This window comes from Pseudomonas sp. ANT_H12B, from assembly GCF_008369325.1.
Taxonomy (GTDB): Bacteria; Pseudomonadota; Gammaproteobacteria; order Pseudomonadales; family Pseudomonadaceae; genus Aquipseudomonas.
This window is the reverse complement of sequence record NZ_VOBI01000003.1, coordinates 226,885-249,619: the sequence shown is the minus strand read 5'-3', so window position 1 is coordinate 249,619 and position 22,735 is coordinate 226,885. Positions and strand designations below refer to the sequence as shown.

At 60.6% G+C, this 22,735-nt stretch carries 16 protein-coding genes and 2 pseudogenes; 3 read left to right on the top strand and 15 right to left on the bottom strand.

The genetic code is table 11. The features are described 5' to 3' along the window. Window positions 1–89: 89 nt before the first annotated feature. The 9 genes and pseudogenes from hutH (FQ185_RS06405) to hutC form a co-directional block, all read right to left on the bottom strand. Window positions 90–1,622, bottom strand: coding sequence for a histidine ammonia-lyase (hutH, locus tag FQ185_RS06405; RefSeq protein ID WP_149416768.1), 1,533 nt, complete (start codon window positions 1,620–1,622; stop codon window positions 90–92). A 115-nt stretch (window positions 1,623–1,737) separates the two neighbouring features. Next, on the bottom strand, window positions 1,738–3,261 hold the full coding sequence (hutH, locus tag FQ185_RS06400; RefSeq protein ID WP_149416767.1) for a histidine ammonia-lyase: 1,524 nt from the start codon (window positions 3,259–3,261) through the stop codon (window positions 1,738–1,740). An 81-nt stretch (window positions 3,262–3,342) separates the two neighbouring features. Next, the gene (locus tag FQ185_RS06395; RefSeq protein ID WP_149416766.1) at window positions 3,343–4,173 is read right to left on the bottom strand and encodes a glycine betaine/L-proline ABC transporter ATP-binding protein; all 831 of its coding nucleotides are present in this window, start codon (window positions 4,171–4,173) and stop codon (window positions 3,343–3,345) included. Further along, window positions 4,170–5,021, bottom strand: a complete 852-nt coding sequence (locus FQ185_RS06390) for a proline/glycine betaine ABC transporter permease (RefSeq protein ID WP_074872803.1) — start codon at window positions 5,019–5,021, stop codon at window positions 4,170–4,172. The genes FQ185_RS06395 and FQ185_RS06390 overlap by 4 nt, the downstream gene beginning before the upstream one ends. A gap of 70 nt (window positions 5,022–5,091) precedes the next feature. Beyond that, a complete protein-coding gene (locus FQ185_RS06385) occupies window positions 5,092–6,060 on the bottom strand; it encodes an ABC transporter substrate-binding protein (protein WP_149416765.1) in 969 nt (322 codons plus the stop codon). A 70-nt stretch (window positions 6,061–6,130) separates the two neighbouring features. Further along, window positions 6,131–7,603: pseudogene (locus FQ185_RS06380) on the bottom strand (cytosine permease). 147 nt (window positions 7,604–7,750) lie between these two features. Next, window positions 7,751–9,439: a urocanate hydratase gene (gene hutU / locus FQ185_RS06370; protein ID WP_149416764.1), complete on the bottom strand. Its 1,689-nt coding sequence runs from the start codon at window positions 9,437–9,439 to the stop codon at window positions 7,751–7,753. A 479-nt stretch (window positions 9,440–9,918) separates the two neighbouring features. Next, entirely contained in the window at window positions 9,919–10,488 is a 570-nt protein-coding gene (locus FQ185_RS06360) for a HutD family protein (RefSeq protein WP_149416762.1), read from the bottom strand. Then, window positions 10,485–11,153 (bottom strand): histidine utilization repressor, encoded by a 669-nt coding sequence (hutC, locus tag FQ185_RS06355; protein WP_256730383.1) that lies wholly within the window; start codon window positions 11,151–11,153, stop codon window positions 10,485–10,487. The genes FQ185_RS06360 and hutC overlap by 4 nt, the downstream gene beginning before the upstream one ends. A 188-nt stretch (window positions 11,154–11,341) precedes the next feature. Between hutC and FQ185_RS06350 the strand changes: the two genes are divergently transcribed. Further along, window positions 11,342–12,706 (top strand): formimidoylglutamate deiminase, encoded by a 1,365-nt coding sequence (locus FQ185_RS06350; RefSeq protein ID WP_149416760.1) that lies wholly within the window; start codon window positions 11,342–11,344, stop codon window positions 12,704–12,706. 55 nt (window positions 12,707–12,761) lie between these two features. Here the strand turns inward: FQ185_RS06350 and FQ185_RS06345 are convergent, their stop codons facing one another. Both FQ185_RS06345 and FQ185_RS06340 read right to left on the bottom strand, forming a co-directional pair. After that, window positions 12,762–13,331 carry a lipocalin family protein gene (locus FQ185_RS06345; RefSeq protein WP_149416759.1) on the bottom strand — a complete coding sequence of 190 codons (570 nt, stop codon included), beginning with the start codon at window positions 13,329–13,331 and terminating at the stop codon, window positions 12,762–12,764. A gap of 31 nt (window positions 13,332–13,362) precedes the next feature. Next, window positions 13,363–13,617, bottom strand: coding sequence for a hypothetical protein (locus tag FQ185_RS06340; protein ID WP_128872236.1), 255 nt, complete (start codon window positions 13,615–13,617; stop codon window positions 13,363–13,365). A gap of 25 nt (window positions 13,618–13,642) precedes the next feature. Between FQ185_RS06340 and FQ185_RS30970 the strand changes: the two are divergent. Next, a pseudogene (locus FQ185_RS30970) lies at window positions 13,643–14,932 on the top strand (cache domain-containing protein); the annotation flags it as partial. Window positions 14,933–15,025: 93 nt separating this feature from the next. After that, on the top strand, window positions 15,026–15,790 hold the full coding sequence (locus tag FQ185_RS30965) for a methyl-accepting chemotaxis protein (RefSeq protein WP_371926596.1): 765 nt from the start codon (window positions 15,026–15,028) through the stop codon (window positions 15,788–15,790). A gap of 117 nt (window positions 15,791–15,907) precedes the next feature. Here the strand turns inward: FQ185_RS30965 and FQ185_RS06330 are convergent, their stop codons facing one another. The 4 genes from FQ185_RS06330 to FQ185_RS06315 all read right to left on the bottom strand — a co-directional run bounded on the left by FQ185_RS06330 (window position 15,908) and on the right by FQ185_RS06315 (window position 22,733). After that, on the bottom strand, window positions 15,908–16,510 hold the full coding sequence (locus FQ185_RS06330; protein WP_149416757.1) for a DUF924 family protein: 603 nt from the start codon (window positions 16,508–16,510) through the stop codon (window positions 15,908–15,910). A 3-nt stretch (window positions 16,511–16,513) separates the two neighbouring features. Beyond that, entirely contained in the window at window positions 16,514–17,524 is a 1,011-nt protein-coding gene (locus FQ185_RS06325) for a class 1 fructose-bisphosphatase (protein WP_149416756.1), read from the bottom strand. Between the two features lie 272 nt (window positions 17,525–17,796). Beyond that, window positions 17,797–19,164, bottom strand: coding sequence for a DUF3999 domain-containing protein (locus FQ185_RS06320; protein WP_149416755.1), 1,368 nt, complete (start codon window positions 19,162–19,164; stop codon window positions 17,797–17,799). Further along, a complete protein-coding gene (locus FQ185_RS06315) occupies window positions 19,161–22,733 on the bottom strand; it encodes a DUF2339 domain-containing protein (RefSeq protein ID WP_149416754.1) in 3,573 nt (1,190 codons plus the stop codon). Before FQ185_RS06315 ends, FQ185_RS06320 begins: the two co-directional genes overlap by 4 nt. Window positions 22,734–22,735: the final 2 nt, after the last annotated feature.

Genomic DNA, 22,735 nt, shown 5'->3' with positions numbered 1-22,735 from the left:
GTTCGACGCAAAAATCGAATCGCGAGCAGGCTCACTCCCACAGGGGTATGCATTCCAATGTGGGAGTGAGCCTGCTCGCGATGGGGCCATTACAGGCTCGGCAGCAACTTCGCCGTGACCAACTCATTCAGGCAACGCGTCGCCAACAACTCGCTCGCCGCATTGATGTCCGGCGCAAAGAAGCGATCCTTCTCATAGAACGGCACTTCGGCACGCAGGATGGCACGAGCCTTTTCCAGCTTCGCAGAGGTCTTCAAACCCTCACGCAGATCCAGACCCTGGCACGCCGCCAACCATTCCACCGCGAGAACACCTCGCGTGTTTTCGGCCATTTCCCACAGGCGTTTGCCAGCCGCCGGGGCCATGGAAACGTGGTCTTCCTGGTTCGCCGACGTCGGCAGGCTGTCCACCGAATGCGGATGGGACAGCGCCTTGTTCTCGCTGGCCAATGCCGCCGCAGTCACCTGGGCGATCATGAAGCCGGAGTTCACGCCGCCATTGGCCACCAGGAACGGCGGCAGTTGCGACATGTGCTTGTCCATCATCAGCGAGATACGACGCTCGCTCAGGGAGCCGATTTCCGCGATGGCCAACGCCATGTTGTCGGCAGCCATGGCCACCGGTTCGGCGTGGAAGTTACCGCCGGAGATCACGTCGCCTTCAGCGGCGAACACCAGCGGGTTGTCGGAGACGGCGTTGGCTTCGATGGCGAGCACTTCGGCGGCCTGACGGAACTGGGTCAGGCAGGCGCCCATGACTTGCGGCTGGCAGCGCAGGGAGTACGGGTCCTGGACCTTTTCGCAGTTCTGGTGCGAGTCGGATACTTCACTGCGCTCGCCCAGCAGATCGCGGTAAGCGGCAGCGGCGTCGATCTGGCCTTTCTGGCCACGAGCGGCGTGGATGCGGGCGTCGAACGGCGAGCGCGAGCCCAAGACCGCTTCAACCGTCATGCCACCAATGGCCAAGGCGCCGGCGAACAGGTCTTCGCCTTCGAACAGACCACGCAGCGCGTAAGCGGTGGAAACCTGAGTACCGTTGAGCAGCGCCAGGCCTTCTTTGGCAGCCAGGGTCAACGGGGTCAGACCGGCGACTTTCAGCGCTTCAGTGGCTTCCATCCACTCGCCTTTGTAGCGAGCCTTGCCTTCGCCCAGCAGCACCAGCGACATGTGGGCCAAAGGCGCCAGGTCGCCGGATGCACCGACCGAACCTTTCAATGGAATGTGCGGGTAAACCTCGGCATTGATCAGGGCGATCAGTGCGTCGATCACGACGCGACGAATGCCGGAGAAACCACGGCTCAGGCTGTTGACCTTGAGCACCATGACCAGTCGCACCAGCGCGTCGCTGATCGGCTCGCCGACACCGGCGGCGTGAGACAGCACCAGCGAGCGCTGCAGGTTTTCCAGGTCTTCGCTGGCGATGCGGGTCGAGGCCAGCAGGCCGAAACCGGTGTTGATGCCATAAGCGGTGCGGTTCTCGGCGAGGATCTGTTCCACGCAGGCAACGCTGGCTTCGATCTGCGCCGAGGCGCTGCTGTCGAGGGTGATTTTGACCGGTTGCTGATAAACATCACGCAGTTGGGCAAGGCTCAGTTGGCCGGGAATCAGGTTTAGCGCAGTCATTTCGTGCTCCTTTTGAGAGTTTGTCATTAACTCACCAGACGCTCCGGAGATGTCCGTTGTCCGTCGCTTCCCACCTTTTGGGGGGCTGCGCCTTGGCACGCTGGTGTGGTGGAAATCAGTTCAGGTTGGGTAACGCGTTGTGCAGCAAAATCGGGTCTTTCAACACGCCGGCAGCGGCGGCGATATCCGGGGCCAACCAACGATCCTGGTCGTAGGCCGGGACGCGTTCGCGCAGCAGGCGCCAGGCAGCATCGGTGCCGGCGCCGAAGCGTTGTTCTTTGAGGAATTCAAACGCCTGAGACGCCAGCAGGTACTCGATGGCGAGGATCTGGGTGCAGTTTTCCAGGGCGCGATGCAGCTTCAAAGCGGCGTTGGTGCCCATGCTCAGGTGGTCTTCCTGCAGGCCCGAAGTGACGTAGTTGTCGAGCACTGCCGGTTGCGCCAACTGACGGTTTTCCGCACACAGCGAAGCGGCAACGTACTGGACGATCATCATTCCGGAGTTAACCCCCGGATCAGCCACCAGGAAGGCTGGCAAACCGCTGACGTGAGGGTTGATCAAGCGATCCAGGCGACGCTCGGCGATGGAGCCGATTTCAGCCATGGCGATGGCCAACAGATCCGCGGCCAATGCCACTGACTGACCGTGCGGGTTGGCTTGGGACATCACCCGGAAATTGTCCGGTGTACCCAACAACATCGGGTTATCGGTGACAGAGTTGAGTTCGGTTTCGATCTGCTTTCTGGCGTGCTCAAGTTGATCGCGAGCGGCACCGTGAACCTGTGGAATCGAGCGGATGCTCAATGCGTCCTGCGTGCGAATGCCTTTGCTCGAAGCAATCACTTCACTACCATCGAGCAACGCCCGCAGATTGATGCCGACTTGCTGCATGCCCGGGTGCGGTTTGAGCGCGATGATCTCGGCATCGAACGCCGCGATCTGTCCACGCTGGGCTTCGAAGCTCATGGCACCGATCACATCGGCCCACTGCACCAAACGCGTGGCGTCGGCGAGTGCCAGGCAGCTGAGGCCGGACACGCACGGCGTGCCGTTGACCAGGCACAAGCCGTCTTTGGCACCGAGCTGAACCGGTTCCAGACCTTCTTCGGCCAGGGCCTGCTGCGCGGAGACGATCTGCCCGCGATAGCTGACATTGCCGACGCCCAGCAGCGTGATGCTGATGTGGGCCATGTGGGTCAGGTAACCGACCGAACCCTGGGAGGGTACTTGCGGGGTAATGCCGCGATTGAGCAGCGCCACCAGGGCTTCGACCACCCGGCGATGAATGCCGGATTTGCCGTGGCTGTAGTTACGAATGGCGGCGCAGATGATTGCGCGAGTCTGCTCGTCGGCCAGTGGAGCGCCAACGCCACAGGCGTGACTGAGCAAGGTGTTGCGCGACAGTTGGCTGAGCTGTTCATCTTTGAGCGAGACATTGCACAGCGCGCCGAGGCCAGTGTTGACGCCATAGGCGCGCTCGCCGCTGGCGACAATCCGCTGGACGATGGCCTGGGCATTGTCGATCCGCGCCCAGGTCTGTGGTGACAGCTCAAGCTGTGCGCCATGGCGAGCTACGGCAACCACATCCTGCCAACGCAACGGGGCGTCGGCGATAACGATTTTTTCAGCCTGGGACATCTTCAACCTCGTGCGTACTACCTGAATATTGATGCAGCTCTACTGGCCCGCGATGAGGCCCGCCCGCTCGCCGCAAATCTCTTAAACCACTGCAGCCCGCCGCTGTACGAACCGGTCCACATACTCATCCGCCGGCGAATGCAGGATCTCTCTCGGCGTACCCACCTGAATCAGGCGACCATCCTTGAGGATCGCAATGCGGTTGCCGATACGCACGGCCTCGTCGAGGTCGTGGGTGATGAAGACGATGGTCTTGTGCAGGGTCTTTTGCAGTTCCAGCAACTGGTCCTGCATCTCCGCACGGATCAGCGGGTCGAGGGCGCTGAAGGCCTCGTCCATCAGGATGATGTCGGTGTCTGCGGCCAAAGCGCGGGCCAGGCCCACACGCTGACGCATGCCGCCGGAAAGCTGATGCGGGTATTTGTTTTCGTAGCCCTTGAGGCCCACGGTGTTGATCCAGTGCAGCGCGCGCTCAGAGCACATTTGCTTGCTCTCGCCGCGCACTTTCAGGCCGTAGGCAACGTTATCCAGCACGGTCTTGTGCGGCAGCAGGCCGAAGCTCTGGAATACCATGCTGATCTTGTGCCGGCGAAATTCGCGCAGGGCTTCCATGTCGTATTGCAGGATGTCCACGCCGTCCACAAGGATCGCGCCGCTGGTGGGGTCGATCAGGCGATTGAAGTGGCGCACCAGCGTGGATTTGCCAGAACCGGACAGGCCCATAATCACGAAGATCTCGCCGGTGCCGATGCTCAGGGACAAGTCGTTCACGCCGACCACACAGCCGGTTTCGGACAGCACCTGATCCTTGGTCTTGCCCTGGCCGATCATGGCCAGCGCATCCTTGGAACGGTTGCCGAAAATCTTGAAGACGTTTTTGACTTCGATTTTGCTCACGGTTGCGTCGTTCATTTGCTCACCTCATGCCGTGGCCGACCGTACGCTTGAGTAATGCGGTCGATCACCACTGCCAGAATCACGATCGCCAGACCGGCTTCAAGGCCACGTCCGACGTTGAGGGTCTGAATCCCCACCAACACGTCTTCACCCAGGCCACGAGCACCGATCATCGAAGCAATAACCACCATCGACAGCGCCATCATGGTCGTCTGGTTGATCCCGGCCATGATGCTCGGCAGGGCCAGCGGCAGTTGCACGCCAAACAGTTGCTGCCAGCGGTTGGCGCCGAAGGCGTTGATCGCTTCCATCACTTCACCGTCGACCTGGCGAATGCCCAAATCGGTCAGACGGATCAGCGGCGGCGCGGCGTAGATCACGGTGGCGAAAATCGCCGGCACTTTGCCCAGGCCAAACAGCATCAACACCGGGATCAGGTACACGAAACTCGGCATGGTCTGCATGATGTCCAGCAACGGCATCAGCACCGAACGCAGGCGATTGCTGCGTGCCGAAAGGATGCCCAGCGGGATGCCGATCAGCACCGAAATGACTGTCGCGACCATCATTAGCGCAAGCGTCTGCATCAGCTTGTCCCAGAGGCCGACCGCGCCCACCAGGAACAACAAACCTACGATCACGGCGGTGGTTACGACTTTGCGGGTCGCGTGCCAGGCAACGCCCGCCACGATCGCCAGCATCAGCCACCAAGGCGCCGCACGCAGCAGCCCTTCAAGATTGACGATGGCCCACAACAGGGTGTCGGAGATGCTGCGGAACACATCGCCGTAGTTGGTGACCAGCGAATCGACCCAACTGTTGACCCAGTCGGCGATGGAAAAGGTAAAGCTTTCGGGAAACATAAGAGACTCTCAATCAAGGGGTTGCAATCAAGCGTCCGACTGCCGTTGCCGACAGCCGGAGAGGCTCAACCTACAAGGCCGCGTCGATTTTCTTGGCTGCGTCGTCGCTCACCCATGCGTGCCAGACTTCAGGATGTTCCTTGAGGAAAATTTTCGCCAGTTTTGGCGACTCGATCCGCTCTTTGGCCATGCGCCCGAGGTTCTGGTTGAGCAGGTCGATTGGCAGGTTGACCTTTTCCAGCACCGCCACCAGTTCCGGGGCTTGCTCGTGGAAGGTCTTGGACAGGCCGACCTTGATGGTCACGCGCTTGTCCACGCCTGGTTTCTCTTCGAGTTTGACCAGGTCGACCTGGCCCATCAGCGGCGTTGGCGACCAGTAGTAGAACAGGATCGGCTCGCCACGCTTGTAGCTCGACAGCACCGCCGCATCCAGCGCCGGGCCGGTGCCCGGACGGAAGTTGGTGTAGGTGCTTTCCAGGCCGTAGCTTTTGAGCATTTCGCTGTTGTCCAGCTCGCAGGTCCAGCCGGCCGGGCAGTTGTAGAAACGGCCCTTGGATGGCTCTTCCTGATCCTTGAACACGGCAGCGTATTTACTCAGGTCGGCAATCGCTTTCAGGTCCGGGGCTTTGGGCTCCAGCTTGCGCTTGGCATCGCCTTCGATCACGTAGCGCGGCACGTACCAGCCTTCGATCGCGCCAACGACCGGAGCGCCGACACCGACGACCTTGCCGGCCTTCTCGGCCTTGTTCCAGACTTCGCTGCGGCCGACCCACTCTTCGGCAAACACTTGAATGTCATTGCTGCTCAGGGCGTTTTCCATGGTGATGGAGTTGCCTGGCAGGCTGTCGACCTTGCAGTCATAACCTTTCTCCAGCACGACTTGCATCACGTCGGTCAGCAGCATGCCGCTTTCCCAGTTCAGGCCGGCGAACTTTACCGGTTTGCCTGACTCACACCAGCCCGCCGCCTGAGTGGCGCCGACGCTGGCCAGCAGCCCCATGGAAAGCAATGTGGTCAGCAGGGTCTTGTTCGATTTCATTGTTGTGACGCTCCTAATCATGAATTGGCTTACGGCAGTCAAGAGGCATCCAGGCCCTGTCCACGTCCAATCAGGCCTGCGCCGCAGCGCGACTGGCCCCGCTTGTTATAGGTGCTGCATCGCTGTCCTGCTCGACTGGCAGAATCAGGTGATCGGGTACTGCGCTGTGCCATTTTTTCGCGCACACGTAATACAGGGCTGCCGGAAGCACCAGACCGATGATCCAGGAAATATCCACATCACCCAGAGCGGCCACCAGCGGACCGGTATAGAACTTGGTAGAAATGAACGGCAATTGCACCAGCACACCGAAGACATAAACGCTGATACCGAGAGGGTTCCAACGGCCGTAGCGACCGTTCGGATCGGCCAGCGCCGGCACGTCATAGCGCTCGCGAGTGATGCAGTAGTAGTCCACCAGGTTGATCGCGCTCCATGGCGTAAAGAACGCCAGCAAGAACAGGATGAAGGACTTGAACGCACCGAGGAACGAGTGCTGACCGAGCAACGCGATCAGGGTCGCCGTGCCGACGATGACCAGCACGAAGACCAGACGCTGCAAGCGCGTTACTTTCAGATCACCACGGAAACCGCTGATGACGGTCGCAATGCACATGAAGCTGCCGTAAGAGTTCAGCGTGGAGATGGTGACCTTGCCGAACGCGATGCTGAAGTACAGCAGCGCAGCGGTGGCACCGGTACCGCCCAGACCCACGATTTAGGCCACTTCGTGGCCGGCGAACTGCCCGTTGGCCGAGGCGGCGGCAAGCACGCCGAGGATCATCGCCACCTGCGCGCCAATGACCGAACCTGCGCCAGCGGCGAAAAAGGTTTTCACCGAGGACGTCTTGCTCGGCAAGTAGCGTGAATAGTCAGCCACGTAGGGACCAAAGGCGATTTGCCAGGAGGCTGCGAGCGATACCGCGAGCAGGAAGCTGCTCCAGCTGAAGTGGCGGATTTGCAGGAGTGCGCCAACGTCCGTCTGGCTCATCAGACGACTGAACAGGTAAACGAAGGCAATCACACCAATGACACTGGCAACACGGCCAATCCAATGGATCACCCGATAACCGAGCACCGTGACCAGCACGATGACACTGGCGAAGATCAGGATACCGACGCTGTCGCTGACGCCAAACAACTGGCCCAGCGCCTGGCCGGAAAGTACGGTGCCCGTGGCGGTGAAGCCCAGGTACATCAGACAGACCAGCACGATCGGGATGGCCGCGCCATACACGCCGAATTGCACCCGGCTGGAGATCATCTGCGGCAGGCCAAGCTTTGGCCCTTGCGCCGCATGCAGCGCCATAACGCCACCGCCGAGCACTTGACCGATCAACAGACCGATCAACGACCAGAACACATCACCGCCCAGCACCACGGCCAGGGCCCCGGTGACAATCGCGGTGATTTGCAGGTTGGCACCCATCCACAGGGTGAACTGGCTTAACAGACGACCGTGTCTTTCCGCTTCCGGGATGTAGTCGATCGAACGTTTCTCGATCAACGGTTTGTTGCCTGCACGATCGGTATTAACAGCCATGATTCAACCTCTGTGGATTGTTCTGGGTATTTTCTTGTATTGGCTTTTGTAGGAGTGAGCCTGCTCGCGATCGCGGTGTGTCAGTCAGCAAAGATACTGAATGTGCCGGCCTCATCGCGAGCAGGCTCGCTCCTACAGGGGCAAGCATTACTTGCCAGTAATCATCGGCAGGTTCAGACCCTGTTCCTTGGCGCAGTCGATCGCGATCTGGTAACCCGCATCGGCGTGACGCATGACACCGGTCGCCGGGTCGTTGTGCAGCACGCGAGCAATACGCTCGGCCGCTTCGTCAGTACCGTCGCAGACAATCACCATGCCCGAGTGCTGGGAGAAGCCCATGCCGACGCCGCCGCCGTGGTGCAGGGAAACCCAGGTCGCGCCGCTCGCGGTGTTGAGCAGAGCGTTGAGCAGTGGCCAGTCGGACACGGCATCGGAACCGTCTTGCATGGATTCGGTTTCGCGGTTCGGGCTGGCGACCGAGCCGGAGTCCAGGTGGTCGCGACCGATCACGATTGGCGCGGACAATTCACCGCTGCGCACCATTTCGTTGAACGCCAGACCGAGCTTGGCGCGCAGGCCCAGGCCAACCCAGCAGATACGTGCCGGCAGACCCTGGAAGCTGATGCGCTCGCGCGCCATGTCCAGCCAGTTGTGCAGGTGCGCGTCGTCCGGGATCAGCTCTTTTACTTTGGCGTCGGTTTTGTAGATGTCTTGCGGATCGCCCGACAGGGCCGCCCAACGGAACGGACCGATACCGCGGCAGAACAGCGGACGGATGTAAGCCGGCACGAAACCTGGGAAGTCGAATGCGTTTTCAACGCCTTCTTCCTGGGCCATCTGGCGGATGTTGTTGCCGTAGTCGAAGGTCGGAATACCCATTTTCTGGAATTCGAGCATCGCTTTAACGTGCACGGCCATGGATTGCTTGGCGGCTTTGACCACGGCAGCTGGCTCGGTCTTGGCGCGAGCGCGGTACTCGTCCCAGGTCCAGCCGGCTGGCAGGTAACCGTTGAGCGGGTCGTGGGCGCTGGTCTGGTCGGTGACCATGTCCGGGCGCACACCGCGCTTGACCAGCTCCGGCAGAATTTCAGCCGCGTTGCCCAGCAGAGCGATGGAAATCGCTTTACCTTCCTTGGTGTACTTGGCGATACGGGCCAGCGCGTCGTCGAGGTCGGTGGCTTGCTCATCGACATAGCGGCTGTTCAGGCGGAAATCGATGCTGACCTGCTGGCATTCGATGTTCAGCGAGCAAGCGCCGGCCAGGGTGGCGGCCAGTGGTTGAGCGCCACCCATGCCGCCGAGGCCTGCGGTCAGGACCCAACGACCTGTCAGGTCATCGTTGTAGTGTTGGCGACCGGCTTCAACGAAGGTTTCGTACGTGCCTTGAACGATGCCCTGGCTACCGATGTAGATCCAGCTGCCGGCGGTCATCTGGCCGTACATGGCCAGGCCTTTGGCGTCGAGTTCGTTGAAGTGTTCCCAGCTCGCCCAGTGCGGCACCAGGTTGGAGTTGGCGATCAGTACGCGCGGGGCATTGGTGTGGGTCTTGAACACGCCGACCGGCTTGCCGGATTGCACCAGCAGGGTCTCGTCGTCATTCAGGTTTGTCAGGCTTTCGACGATCTTGTCGTAGCATTCCCAGTTACGCGCCGCACGACCGATACCACCGTAAACCACCAGTTCTTTAGGGTTCTCGGCGACTTCCGGGTCGAGGTTGTTCATCAGCATGCGCAGCGGCGCTTCAGTCAGCCAGCTCTTGGCGGTCAGCTTGTTACCGCGTGCGGCACGGATTTCTACATTGCGGTATTTAGTAGGTTTCTGGGTATTGTCAGTCACGAAAAAGACTCCTCAGCGATCAATCCAAACCAACCCTGGCGGTGGGCAGCCAGCCTGTGTGCGTCAAAGCGTCACAAGCGAATCAGTGGACGCTGCGAGGAGTCTCGATCGACTCATACGCATACGTCTTTACTTGTACATACAAGCATATGCAATCAAGCGGCCAACTTGCTGGATGAGTGTTCAAGAAAAGTTGTGAAAGGGCTGGAAAGCGCCTGGAACAAGGGTTGTGGCAGAGATGAAATTTTTCGGAGGGATTTTGCGAGGGGCGTGACCGCTGTCACTTGGACGTGGTTTTGCGCCACGCTGGGGCGTTCGGTAACAAGTTGGTGCGCAGTTTCGAATCAGATGATCGTTCCCACGCTCTGCGTGGTAACGCCGCCGGGGACGCTCCGCGTCCGCTGTTGCGACGGTGACGCGGAGCGTCACGGGATGCATTACCACGCGGGAGCGTGGGAACGATCAGTGGAGGTGTTGGATCAGCGTGCAGCCAGCTCAATCATGCAGCATGGCCCATTGCTGGAGACTTCCAGCAGACCGGCGTTACCGTCGAGTTGCAGGCAATCATGGCGACCGAGTTGCGAGACACTGTTACCGACCTTCACTTCAAGCTCGTCGGTGACACTAAATACGAGCACGGTGCCTGCCGAGCTGAAAAACCGCTGCTCGCCGTCCAGCCACTGCAACCGCGCGCTATACCGCTGCGGCGCATAAATCAGGTTGAAATCGCGAATTGGTCCACCGAGCAAGGAGCACGAGACCTGGCTCTCTCCGCTGAAGGCAAACGGGCCCAGCGGTAACAGTGGCCGTGTGTCCTGACCATCAACCCGCAAGGTCATGCCGTCGCCTTGCAGCACAGTGATCACTCGCTCATAGCCGGCGAACGTCGAGAAGCCGCCCGACTCGCCGATATCGGCAATCGACAGGCGCCAGCCGAAACCCTCAAGGCCGGTACCCGCATCGCGGGTGATTTCTTCAGTGCTGCCGCCGCCGTTTTTCCACGGCATGCGCGGGTAATCTTTGGCGCGTAGAACTTTCACTTCATTCATTTATGGAACCGACCTTCCAGACGATGACGGGAACCGGGGTGGATTAAACGGGCGGCGGTCACCGGCTGACGGCCGGACCAGGTGCGACGACGAATCAGCAGACACGGTTCGCCCTTTTCAATCTGCAGCAACTTGCACTCGGTGGCTTCAGCCAGAATCGCCTCGACTACGTGCTCGCCTTCCGTCAGCGGCGCGACCTGATTCAGGTAGGCGTAGGGCGTTTGCAGAGTGAAGTCTTGCTTGAGGTAATCCGGCGCCACCAGTGCGTTGACGAAACGGTCTTCGATTTGCACCGGAATATCGTTCTCGAAATGCACGATCAGCGAGTGGAACACCTTCTGGCCTTCGCGCATGTCCAGGGCCAGGGCGCGCTCGGAACCGGCGGCCTCTTCTTCGAGGGTTATCACCTTGCAGGTGTGGCGATGGCCACGGGAGGCGATTTCGTCGGCGATGTTGTGGACTTCAAACAGCGCGGACTGGCTTTTCGGTTCGGCGACGAACGTGCCGACACCCTGCATGCGCACCAGCAGACCGTCAGCGGTCATCTCGCGCAGGGCGCGGTTGATGGTCATGCGGCTGAAACCCAGTTGGTTGACCAGCTCGCTTTCCGACGGAACGCGGTAGTGCGGCGGCCAGTTTCCACTGTCGATTTGCTGGGTAATCATTTGTTTGACGCGGGCGTACAAGGGCGCCGGACTGTCGCCTATGTTCGCGGCCAACGGTGACACTGTAGGCGGAGTCGGCACGGTTAATCCTTGTTCATCTGTTAGAGGTTGCTAGCTTGCCGGAGTTTACCGAGCAGGCAAACGTCTGTATATGTATATACAAATAACACACGATGGGGTGCTGAACCATGTCCGCCTTCTTTGCCGAACGCGCGCTGCTGCCTAGTGGATGGGCCAATAATGTACGTCTTGAGGTCAGCGCCGAGGGCGTTTTGACCCATATCCAGGCCGATTCCAACGCAGATGGCGCCGAACGGCTTAGCGGTCCGCTGCTGCCGGGTATGCCGAATCTACACTCCCACGCCTTCCAGCGGGCTATGGCCGGGCTGGCGGAAGTGGCGGGTAATCCGAACGACAGTTTCTGGACCTGGCGCGACTTGATGTATCGGCTCGTCGGAAAAATCAGCCCGGATCAACTCGGCGTCATCGCCCGCCAGCTGTACATCGAAATGCTCAAGGCCGGTTACACCTCGGTCGCGGAATTTCATTACGTGCACCACGACACCAACGGCCAGCCTTACGCTGACCCGGCCGAACTGGCGCTGCGCATCAGCCAGGCCGCCAGTTCCGCCGGGATCGGCCTGACCCTGTTGCCGGTGCTCTACAGCCATTCAGGTTTCGGCGGCCAGGCCCCGAACGAAGGCCAGCGCCGCTTTATCAACAGCACCGAAAACTACCTCAAGCTTCAGTCGCGCTTGCAGCCGATCCTGGCGCAGCAACCGGCCCAGGCCTTGGGTTTGTGTTTCCACTCGTTGCGCGCGGTAACACCACAGCAAATCAGCGAAGTACTGGCCGCCAGCGACAAGCAGTACCCGGTGCACATTCACATCGCCGAACAGCAGAAGGAAGTCGATGACTGCCTGAGCTGGAGCGGTCGTCGTCCGCTGCAATGGCTGTATGAAAACACCGAGGTCGATCAGCGCTGGTGCCTGGTTCACGCCACCCACGCCAACCCGGAAGAAGTCACGCTGATGGCTAAAAGTCGCGCCATCGCCGGGCTCTGCCTGACCACCGAAGCCAACCTCGGCGACGGGATTTTCCCGGCGGTGGACTTCCTCGCTCAAGGCGGGCGCATGGGCATTGGCTCTGACAGCCATGTGTCGTTGAGCGTGGTGGAAGAATTGCGGTGGCTGGAATACGGACAGCGTCTGCGCGATCAGCGACGTAATCGTTTGTATGGTGCGGATCAGCCGATGGTCGGTCGCACGTTATACGACGCTGCGCTGGATGGCGGGGCTCAGGCTTTGGGTCAGTCGATTGGTGCGCTGGAAGTTGGCAAGCGTGCGGACTGGTTGGTGCTGGATGGCAACGATCCATACCTGGCGACGGCCAGTGGTGACGGGATTCTGAATCGCTGGTTGTTCGCCGGTGGCGATCGCCAGGTACGCGATGTGCTGGTCAACGGCCAGTGGGTCGTGCGCGATGGGCGCCATGCTGGCGAAGAAGAAAGTAACCGCGCGTTCACTCAAGTTCTACGCGATCTTCTGGGCTAATTTCCCCCACTGATCGTTCCCACGCTCTGCGTGGGAACGATCAGTGGGGGAGTGATCAGTTCGAAGTCTTGGCCATTTGCGTATCCGACGCACGCCAGATCAGCCGCGTAGTGTCGTAGCCCTGCTGCCGTGCCTTGCTCAGCAGCTCTTCACGCACTACGCCATTGACTGTCGGGGTCCGGGACAGCAGCCACAGATAACGACGGCTCGGGTCACCGACGACGGCGGTCTTGTAATCATCGCTGACGTACAGCACCCAATACTGCCCCTTCGCCACACCCGGAATCAGCCGCGAAAACCAGTTGTCGAACTCGACCCACAACTTGTCGGTCTTGCCCGGCACCTGTGGATAAGCCGTACCCTTGGCCTCTTCCCACTGCCAGTCCGCCGTCAGGCAGCGGTTCAGCACGGTCACGTCGCCGTCAGGCATGAGGGTGTAATGGGCTTCCGATTGCGCGCAATTGCGCTGGAAATACATCGGCAGACGGGCCAACTCGTACCAGGTCCCCTGGTAGCGCTTGAGGTTGACACTGTTGGCGGTCTTTGGCGCCAACGGATCTTCGCCAGAAGTGGCGCAGCCGGCCAGTACCAGGCCGGCAAAAAGCACTATCAATAACCGCTTCATTGTTTTTCTCCCGTGGGCGCATCGCCCCGGTTTACTTCAGGCCTTGGCCGGAAAACATCAACACTTTGTCACCGGCGTACTGCACGCTGATAAAGCTGTTCTTGTCGCCCCAGGTGCAACTGGACATGCCGAGCGCGCCCGAGCAGTCGGCAGGTTTACCCAGCAAGGTTTCAACCTCGGCCTTGGGCATGCCTGCCGACAGCTTCGAATAGTTTTCCTGGTTAACCTTGCTGCATGCGGCCAACAACACGCAGAACGAAAGCAGGGCGATAGATCGCAGCGACATGGTGTAACTCCTGGAACGAAGGGGAATGGCATGTCTGCCAAGCAGAAGCTTAGAAGAGAAAAGCCCTGTCTGGTTCCCTGACCTCGCGGCTATTTATTCGGCCGCTCGTCTACCTTTTCCCGAAAAATCAGCCACTTTCTTTTTCTGTCGAGTATTTCGTCGGTTTTCGCAAAAGCCGCCTAATCTTTGGCGCCGTGCAGTCGACATAAATGCATCGCCAAATCCACATGTTGGAAATTGGCCCCCTTTGTTGACCCGTCTCTCCGCGGTAGCGCACTTAATGACCAGAAACATGAAGTTCAGCCACAAGATCCTGTTGGCTGCCGCCCTCGTGGTGGCCGTTGCATTTGCTTGTTTCATCCTGTTCAACGACTACCGCCAACGCCAGACCCTGCGTAGCAGCACCGAATCTTCGATGCAGGAACTCGGCAGCCTGACCACCAGCAACATCCAGTCCTGGCTGGAAAGCCGCATGCAGTTGTTGCAATCGCTGTCCCAGCAGATCGCCGTGGACGGCAGCGCTCCGTCCAGCCTCAAGCGCGCCATCGACCTTGCGGCTTACACCAGCAACTTCCAGTTGAGCTACTTCGGTGGCACCGATGGCGTGATGTTCTCGGTCCCGGCCGGCAATCGCGCCGCGGACTACGACCCCCGTGCCCGTGGCTGGTACAAGGCGGCCAACAGCGCGCAACAGACCATCGTCACCGAACCCTACATCGCGGCCTCATCCGGCAAACTGGTGATCACCGTTGCCACCCCGGTGAAACATCAGAACCAAATGATCGGCGTCGCCGGCGCAGACATCGACCTGTCGAGCGTCAGCGCAATCATCAACTCGCTGAATTTCGGCGGTCATGGCCATGCGTTTATCGTCAGTGCCGACGGCAAGATCCTGATTCACCCGGACAGCAAACTGGTGCTCAAGAGCCTGACCGACGCCTACCCGAACGGTGCGCCGAAAGTCAGCCCGGGCATGAAAGAAGTCGAACTCGACGGCAAGACCCAATTCATTTCCTTCACCCACGTCAACGGTGTGCCGTCGGCGGACTGGTACGTGGCACTGGTGCTCGATCAGGACACCGCCTTCTCGATGCTCAGCGAATTCCGCACCTCGGCGATCATCGCCATGGTCATTGCGGTGGTGATCATCATCGCGCTGCTGGGCATGCTGATCAGCTTCCTGATGCAGCCGCTGCTGACCATGGGCCGCGCCATGCATGACATCGCCGAAGGCGAAGGCGACCTGACCAAACGCCTGACCATTCACGGCCAGGACGAATTCGGTGCGCTGGGCACCTCGTTCAACCGTTTTGTGGAGCGTATTCATACGTCGATTCGCGAAGTGGCCTCGGCCACCGGCCAAGTCAACGAAGTGGCCTTGCGTGTGGTTGCCGCGTCGAACTCTTCGATGTTCAACTCCGACCAGCAAGCCTCGCGCACCAGCAGCGTCGCCGCAGCGATCAACGAACTGGGCGCCGCCGCCCAGGAAATCGCCCAGAACGCCGCCCTCGCCTCTCAGCATTCGAGCGACGCCCGCGCATTGGCCGAAGACGGTCAGCAAGTCGTCGATAAAACCATCGCGGCGATGCAGCAACTCTCGGCGAAGATCAGTGATTCATGCGGCAACATCGAGACGCTAAACAGCAACACCGTGAACATCGGGCAGATTCTGGAAGTGATCACCAGCATCTCGCAGCAGACCAACTTGCTGGCGCTGAACGCGGCCATCGAAGCGGCCCGGGCCGGTGAAGCCGGTCGTGGGTTCGCTGTGGTGGCGGACGAAGTGCGCAACCTCGCCCACCGCACTCAGGATTCGGCGCAGCAAGTGCAGAAGATGATCGAGCAACTGCAAGTCGGCGCCCGCGAAGCGGTCAGCACCATGACCGACAGCCAGCGCCAGAGCGAAAGCAGCGTCGGCATCGCCAATCAGGCTGGCGAGCGTCTGGGCAGCGTGACTCAGCGTATCAGCGAAATCGACGGGATGAACCAGTCGGTGGCCACTGCGACGGAAGAGCAGACGGCGGTGGTGGAATCGATCAACGTCGACATCACCGAGATCAACACGCTGAACCAGGAAGGTGTGGAGAACTTGCAGTCGACCTTGCGCGCGTGTTCAGACCTTGAGCAGCAGGCGGCGCGGTTGAAGCAATTGGTCGGTAGCTTCCGGATATAAGCTGCTTTCACTGGCCTCATCGCCAGCAGGCTGGCTCCCACAGGAGATGTGTGAACAACACAAACCCAATGTGGGAGCCAGCCTGCTGGCGATGGCGGCATCAGCTACAGCAGAAAACTAAAAGCGAGAACCAGGCCCCGAAAGAAACGCCAACTCCTCAGCCGTACTCTTCCTTCCCAACACCGCATTGCGATGCGGAAACCGGCCAAACCGCGCAATGATCTTCTGATGCCGCTCGGCATAATCCAGGTTGTCGGCAAACACCGCCCGGTCCGCCTCGGGTTGCTGTTCAACCAGATCGAGAAACCGTGAAACCGCTTCGTTCTGCACCACCAGATTCTCGCAATGCACAAACACCAGGTAGATGAACACCCGCTGGATAGGCCGCAACTGCCGATCGAAATCCGCAGCAATGCCTTGCGCCACCAGTGCCTGAGCCCTGAGATCGCCTGCAAAGGATTTGGGAGAGTCGCGAAAGATCATTCGCGGGAGTTGATCGAGTAGCAGCACCAAGGCCAGCCAACCTTCCGGGCGTTGCGCCCAGTCAGTCAAACCGCCGGCCAGTGCCTGCTCGACCCAGTTCCCGAAACGCGTGCGCGCTTCGAGGTCCTGGCTGTCGCGCTTGCCGAACCATAACTTGCCCTTGTCAGCCGCTATTTCGTTGGGGGATTCGAGCGTTCCGAACCACCATTCGAGCAACGGCTGCCAGGGCGCGATCATGGTTTATTCCTTGTGGTAAGCCGTGACGCGCTCGACTTCTTCTTTCGAGCCGAGGAACACGGCGACACGCTGGTGCAAGCCGTCAGGCTTGATGTCGAGGATGCGCTGATGGCCATCGGTGGAAACGCCACCGGCCTGTTCAACCAGGAACGACATCGGGTTGGCTTCGTACATCAGACGCAGCTTGCCCGGCTTGGACGGCTCGCGGCTGTCGCGTGGGTACATGAACAAGCCACCACGGGTCAGGATGCGGTGCACGTCCGCGACCATCGCGGCGACCCAGCGCATGTTGTAGTTCTTTTTCAGCGGGCCTTCTTCGCCAGCCAGCAATTCGCCGACGTAGCGTTGTACCGGAGCTTCCCAGTGCCGCTGATTGGACGAGTTGATCGCGAACTCCTGAGTGGTTTCCGGGATTTTGATGTCTTCGTGGGTGAGCACGAAGCTGCCCATTTCGCGGTCCAGGGTGAAGCCTTTCACGCCGTCGCCCAGGGTCAGTACCAGCATGGTCTGCGGGCCGTAGATGGCATAACCGGCGGCTACCTGCTCGGTGCCTGGCTGCAGGAAGGCCTTTTCGTTCAAGGCTTCGTTCTGGCTCAGGTGTTCGTTCGGGCAACGCAGCACCGAGAAGATAGTACCGACCGGTGCGTTGATATCGATGTTCGACGAGCCGTCCAGTGGGTCGAATACCAGCAAGTACGCGCCTTTCGGGTATTTGCCCGGGATCTGGTAGGCATTGTCCATTTCTTCGGACGCCATGCCGGCCAGGTGACCGCCCCATTCGTTGGCTTCGAGCAGGATCTCGTTGGAGATCACGTCGAGTTTCTTCTGCACTTCGCCTTGGACGTTTTCGGTGCCCATGCTGCCCAGAACACCACCCAGGGCGCCCTTGGACACGGCGTGGCTGATTTCCTTGCAGGCGCGCGCCACCACTTCGATCAGGAAACGCAGATCGGCAGGGGTGTTGTTGCTACGGGTCTGCTCAATCAAATAGCGACTCAGGGTAACGCGGGACATGGAAGGCTCCGGTGGAATGGGGGGCTAAAAACCCGCGCAGTTTAACGCGAGTCGGGGCGCATTTCCTCCTATCAGACGTGATACACCCAATAGAGTTCATGTCCCGGGATGAGCGTAGTTCGAAACGAACGGGATGTGGTTCAAGGATGGGTGGCCGTTTCGAGATTTTTTTTGCCTGATAGTCCCCTTCGCGAGCAGGCTCGCTCCCACAGGGGTACGCATTCCAATGTGGGGCGAGCCTGCTCGCGAAGGGCGCGCAGCGCCAGCCATCCTCAGGATTTGACTGGAGGCTTGCGCAGCAAGCTGAACGCCATCGCCGCCAGGAACAAAACACTCAGCAACAACACCGCCCACAACGCGAACTTCTTCCAATTCGCGTCCGTCGTCGCCGCCGTTTTCACCGTCGATGTCGGAATCACGACCGCCCCACCGTCCACCGTAGCCTTGCCCAACGTCGCCAATTTCGCAGCGCTGTAATCCGGAATCAATGTCGCCAACGGCAGGCTCGCCGCCTTCACCGTCGCACTCCCCAGCGCCAGCGTATAAGGCGCAGCGCCGCGCGCCAGGAACACCAGTTGCGTCGAACGCACGGCGAACCGAATCGTCGGTGCTTCGGCACCCAGGTCTCCGCCACGTTCATCCACCGTCAGCTTCAACTGCTGAACGGTCTGCCCCGGCAACTGCAATTCGTTCTGCACCACGTCCTGGCCATTCTGGGTCAGGCGATAGAGCAATCCGCTGCTTAGCGGTTGCCACGGCAGGCTGCTTTCCCTACGACCGGACAACGTCACCGGCGCCAGGCTGTTGGGTTGGCTCAACTCGACCTGCAAGCGTTCCAGGTTCAGCCCCATCGGCAATTGCCAGGTGTATTCACCGGCCTTCACGCTGCTGCCGGCCAACGGTTGCGACCAGACCAACGGCAGCGGCAGGCTACGGGTGCTTTGCAGTTGCGCGGAGGTTAGCGTCGGTGCCGATTGCGGCGTGTTCCACAACAAGCGCAGATAGCGCGCCGATTGGCCCGGCAAACCGACTTCATGTTGTTCGACCCGCTCATCGGCAAACGTCAGCCGCGCCACCTGCCCTTCGCCCCACGATTGCCAATGCTGCAAGTCGTCGCTGGCTTCGATGCTGAAACGCTGGAAGCCGTCGCGCTCGCTGGTCCAGTCGAGAATCAACTGCTGCAACGGTGCCTTGATGCTACTGGCGTCGAGTAACCAGCCACGCAGCACTTCTTCGCCCGCCTCCAGCTGACTGGACGGCTGCACTTCAACCAATGTGCCGTTAGCGCTTGATTGCACCCGCACGCTTGGTGCGTGTTCGGTGGCATCCGCGGAGTTGTACAGCGGGAACCATTTCACATCGGTCAGGGTGCGGTTTTCGCGGGTTGGCGCCGATGCGCGGGCCAAGGAATAAGCCTGAGCCTCACCTGCGGCGTTGAACACGCGCACATCGCTCAGATCGGTTTGCCGCGCATTCAGTTGCACCGCCAAAGGCAATTCGAGGCGATACCACGGGCCTTCGCCGCTCACGGACAACGGCACTTGTGTGGCGAAGTCCGCGGGTTTTTCCTGAGCGCCGGCCGACAACGTCATCCCCAGCGCAACAGCACCCAACCAGCCCAGGTTCAGCTTCTGACTCAAGACGAAACTCCTTCGGTTTCAGGGGCTGGTTTTTCAGCCTCCGCAACAGCCTCGGCGCGCTTGGGCGGTAACGGCGCGAAATAGCCCACCACCAGCAGCAACACGCCAACGCCGATAAACGACACGATCCGGGCGAGTCCGCCGCGGTTACTCAATTCAACAAAGAACAGTTTGGCCACCACTACACCGATCAGCGCAGCACCGATCAGCCAGACTTCGCGGCGGTGACGCAAATGGCCGCCAATCATCAGACTCAGCGCCATCAACGTCCAGACGATCGACAGACCAGCCTGCACCTGCATCGACCCGAGCAGCAAATCCAGTTCGAACGGCACGCCGCCCCAGTGGTGAGCCGTGCGGTTTACCAGTGCAGTAAAGAAGGCAAACAGCGAGACACCGGCGATCAGTTGTGTGGCGCGATCAAAGTTGTCCTTGCGGATCGCCAGTTGCGCTACGGCGCTGCGCGACCAGACGTAAACGCCGAACAGCGCAAACAGCAGGCCCAATTCCAACGGATTGATCAGCGGCACGTAAGGCAGCGGCTCGGCGGTGCCGTCGCTGACAATGTTCGCCAGCCAGAACCAGCCGAGCATGAGCAACGCCAACGGAGCGGCGGCATAGACCCGATATTCGCGGGCATACGTCGACACCGGCCACGGCCAGGTACGGGGTGCGGCCACGAGCACCAGATACAGGCTCGGCAGAATCGCCCAGCCCAACCAGCGCCAGGCGTTGTACTGCTCGGACAACAGCAGCAAACCGTAACGCAGCTCCAGCGCCAGCACGCCAATCAACAACCAGCAGCCGAGCACGTGCGCGGTACTGAGGGCGCGCGCCGGCAGCATCGGCGCCAGACGTCGCAGGGACAGAAAATGCACAACGAACACCGCAACCCAAACCAACCACCCGAAGTTGGCCGCCGGGTGATAACGCGAGTGCCACGTAGCAAGCGACACCAAACCGGCAGCAGGAATCAACAACGTGCAGAGCAAGCCCAGCGCCGGCCACTTCAAGCGCAATGCCAGAACCGTCCACAGCGCGACACTCACCGCCGCAACGGCCAGCAGCAATGTCGCTTGCAGACTCAACGGCGCAAAGCGCAGCACTTCACTGATCCACGCCAGCGCCCACCAACCCGCGCCCCACACCAGCAACACCTCGGACAAGCGCTGCAAACTCAACGCATCAAAAGCCGTGGCATGGTTGCCGAGCTGCAAACGCCAGGCCCCGACCAACGCGGCCAGACCCAGCACCAGCGGCGTCCAGAATCCACCGTGGGCCAATGGACGCAAACCTTCGCTGGCCAACGGTCCGAGCAAATCCGGCCCCGCCAGCAGGAACGCCGCGCCGCCGATCACCTGCAACAGCAGGCCGAAGACAAAACTCACGCGCTGCTTCAGGTACAGACTGAGCCAGATGATGAACAGACCGCTGGCCGCCCATACCGCGCTCGCCGTTTGCCAAGGCAGGACGAACAGCACCGCCAGATTGATCAACACCAGACCGGCCAGCAACACCACCGACAAACCGCGCAGCAATCGCACGTCGCTTCGCACCATCTCATCGCGGGCCGCCAGCAACATGCCGGCGATCAACGCGAGGCCGATCAACGATGCGCTTAGCAAACCGCTCCAACCCGCACTGAACACGGCGCCAGACTCACCGCTTGAACCTTGCAGCCGGAGCAGGAACAACGCGCCGCCCAGCAGTTGCACGGCAAATGCGCTGAACAGAAAGGTGCGCGATTGCAGACGCAAACCGACGAACAAAGTCGCCAACCCGGCCAGCGCCCAACTGATCGCCGTGCCGTGGGTGAAGAAGAATAACGGCGCCAACAGATAGAGAAAGGTCAGACCGAGGCAGGCCAACACCGGCAGGCCTTTGCGCTCCCACGGCGAAGCTTGCTCGGGCAACGCTTTGCGCAATGGGTAGAAGCTGAACAGCAACGCCGCACCCAGCATCAGCGCACCCAGCGGTGCACCGTCCAGCAGGCTGCTTTCGCCGATCCGCAGCTCACTGACGAAGGCCAGCGCCGAACCCAACTGGAGCAACAAGGCAAAAGCGCGGGCCAGTGGTCGTTGCTGGCGCAGGCCGAGCCAGAATATTCCCGCGCCCTCAACGGCCCAGGCCGCTGCCGTCCAACGAGCATCGAGGCCTAACGGGATCGCCAGGCTGGCGAAGATCACGCCCAGCGCCAGACAGGTTTCCGCCAGCAGCAGAGCCCGTCCGCCCATCAACAGGCGCGCCAGGCCCATGTAAATCATGCCCAATGCCAATGCGCTGAACGCGGCGGCAAATTCCAGATGTTGAACCAGCACGAACTGCAAACCGAAACCCACTAATGGCGGGCCGAACAGCATCGTGCCATCGACGTAATCGCCCTTGCGCGCCGACCAGTGCAGCAGCGCTTCGCGGCTGTCGTCTTCGGGCGCGTCGCTCATTTCCAGCAACTTGCGCCGGGCGAACAGCAGACCGATGGCCAGGTACATCAAGAAGAACAGAATCAGGAACGGCTCGGTGCTCCACAACAGTTCCGGCGCGTAGGAACGCAGGCCCCAGGCGAAACCGATGCCGAAAGTGCCGACGAAGCCGATCAGGTTCAGCAGCCGCCAGGCCTTGAACCAGGCAATGGCGAGGATGCCGGCGTTGAGCAAGGCGAAGTAGCTGAACAGCGCGACATGGTTGCCGGCGCCGGTGGAGGTCAGGATCGGCGCGGCGAAACCGCCCAACGCGGCGGCGGCAGCCAGGCCCAAGGCATCCTGGGTGATGGCGAGAATCGCCGAAAACACCGTCACCGCGACCAAAAGGCCTAACGCCGCCGTGGGGTCGAGCAGCGGATGCAAGCGCATCGCGGCAAACACCGTCAGGTACAACACGGCGATGCCGGTGCCTTGCAGCATCAATGCGTAATGACTGTTGCGAGTTCTGAGCCACCAACCCAACGCCAGCAAGCCCAATGCTGCCGCCGCAACACCCGCGTAACGCAACTCGATCGGCACCACCATGCCTTCGGTGGCATAGCGCAGCAAAAACGCCAGACCGAGAAACAACAACACCACGCCGACCCGCAACACCGTGTTGCCGCCGAACAGCCAGTTGCGTGCGCCGCTGATGGCGCGATCGATGAAGTTCGGGCCGCGCGGGATGGCGGGTTGTTGCGGTTCGCGGGCGACTGGCTCGGGTTTCCAGGCGTCGGCGGGCAGCGGGCCACCGGTTTCGGTGGCCGCAGCGGTAAGCGGTTCGAGCTCGGGAGGGAGGTCCCAGATCAGCTCCGGGGTCTCGGCAGGGATTTCGTCGAGCGTGAATTCAGGTGACGGTGTGGGTTCGAGGGTTTCCGGCGTCTTGACGCCTGACACTTCCAGCAATGACAGCCGTTGCTGCAGCGCATTCAGCGCGATCTGCGCCTGCTCAAGCAACTTACGCTGCTCGCCAGCTTGTGAATCCAAGCGGCCAATGCGAATGGCCTGGCCTATACCCAACCCGAGCAGCGCGCCCAACAGCGCATCGCTGAACGACTCGTCGAGCATCCAACCCAGCGCCAGCCCAATCAGCATCAACATCCATTGCATGG